The organism is Streptomyces sp. LS1784 (assembly GCF_020103755.1).
In the GTDB taxonomy this organism is placed as follows: Bacteria; Actinomycetota; Actinomycetes; order Streptomycetales; family Streptomycetaceae; genus Kitasatospora.
Genome location: NZ_JAHSQD010000948.1, coordinates 1 through 1918, shown reverse-complemented (window position 1 = coordinate 1918; position 1918 = coordinate 1). Strand labels below are relative to the sequence as shown.

The window sequence follows — 1918 nt, the reverse complement described above, 5'->3', positions numbered from 1 at the left end:
GCGCCGCCGGCCCCGATCGCGAGCCGGCCCGGCGCGCTGTACAGCGCGAGCGCGCCCGCGCCGACCCACCACCACGAGGCGGTGGGCGCCCACGGGTAGTCGCCGAGGTGGGCGAGCAGGTTCCCGGCGGCCAGCAGCGCGACCGTCCAGCGCAGGCCGACCACGGTGAACAGCGGGACCAGCAGGAGCAGCTGGAGCAGCTTGGCCCTGGTCGGCACCAGGGTGACGGTCCGGGCCTCGGCGCTCTCGCCGGCGGTGCGCTCCAGGTGCCGGGCGAGCTTGCGCAGCGTCGGGTGCTGGTAGATGTCCAGCACGGCCGCGCTCGGGTAGCGGGTGCGCAGCAGGGTGGTCAGCCGGGCGGCGGCCAGGCTGCCGCCGCCGATCGCGAAGAAGTCGTCGCGGGGGCCGCCGACCCGGACGCCGAGGATCTCCGACCACTGCTCGGCGAGCCACGCCTCGGTGCCGTACAGCTCCTCGCTCGGGCCGGCGCTCTCCAGCTCGGGCAGCGGCCAGGGCAGGGCGTTGCGGTCGACCTTGCCGGAGGTCCGGGTGGGCAGGGTCTCGACGGTCGCCAGCAGCGGGACGAGGGCGGCGGGCAGCTCCGCGCGCAGCCGCTCGACGGCCCGCTCGCGGTCGAAGCCGTCCTGGACCACCAGGTAGCCGACCAGCAGTTGGTTGCCGCCGCGCGCGGTCCGCACGGCAGCCGCCGCGCCCGCCACGCCGGGCAGGGCCTGGAGGGCCGCGTCGACCTCGCCGAGCTCGATCCGGCGGCCGCCCAGTTTGATCTGCTCGTCGGTGCGGCCCAGGAACAGCAGGCCGGCCGGGTCGGCCCGGACCAGGTCGCCGCTGCGGTAGGCGCGCTCCCAGCCCAGCGAGGGCAGCGGCGCGTACTTCTCGGCGTCCTTCTCCGGATCGAGGTAGCGGGCCAGACCCACCCCGCCGATCACCAGCTGCCCGGTGCCGCCGGGGGCGACCGGGACGCCGGCCTCGTCCACCACGGCGAGGTCCCAGCCGTCCAGCGGCAGCCCGATCCGTACCGGGCCCTCGCCGGTCAGCAGGGCGGCGCAGGCGACCACGGTGGCCTCGGTGGGGCCGTAGGTGTTCCACACCTCGCGGCCCTCGGTGACCAGGCGCTGCACCAGCTCGGGCGGGCAGGCCTCGCCGCCGAAGATCAGCAGCCGCACCTCGTTGAGCGCCTCGGCCGGCCACAGTGCGGCCAGGGTCGGGACGGTGGAGACCACGGTGATCTCCTGCTCGGCCAGCCAGGGGCCGAGGTCGGCGCCGCTGCGTACCTGGGAGCGGGGGACCGGCACCAGGCAGGCGCCGTGCCGCCAGGCCAGCCACATCTCCTCGCAGGAGGCGTCGAAGGCCACCGAGAGGCCGGCCATCACCCGGTCGCCGGGGCCGATCGGCTCCTCCTGGAGGAAGAGCGCGGCCTCGGCGTCCACGAAGGCGGCGGCGTTGAGGTGGCTGACGGCCACGCCCTTGGGCTTGCCGGTCGACCCGGAGGTGAAGATGATCCAGGCGTCGTCGGCCGGGGTGGGGCGGCGTTCCGGGGCGGGCGCCCGCTCGGTGGCGGTCGCCAGGTCGCGCCCGGCGCCGAGCAGGGCGGCGACGGCGGCCTCGCCGAAGACCAGCTCGGCGCGCTCGTCCGGGTCCTCGGCGTCCACCGGGACGTAGGCGGCCCCGGCGGCGAGCACCGCGAGGATCGAGACGTACAGGTCGTTGGTGCCCGAGGGCACGCGCACGCCGACCCGGTCGCCCGGGCCGATCCCGGCGGCGGCCAGCCGGCGGCGCAGCTGCTCGACCTCGGCGGCCAGCACGCGGTAGCTGAGCACGGTCTGCCCGTCGTCCAGGGCGGGCTCGTCGGGGTGGGCGCGCACGGTGGCGTCCAGCACGTCGACCAGGGTGCGCGGGG

At 76.8% G+C, this 1918-nt stretch carries 1 protein-coding gene; it reads right to left on the bottom strand.

What is annotated here, in order from left to right; translation table 11 throughout:
• Positions 1–1918 (bottom strand): non-ribosomal peptide synthetase (locus KS423_RS44525; protein WP_224285376.1); only part of this gene is annotated, 1918 nt, incomplete at both ends.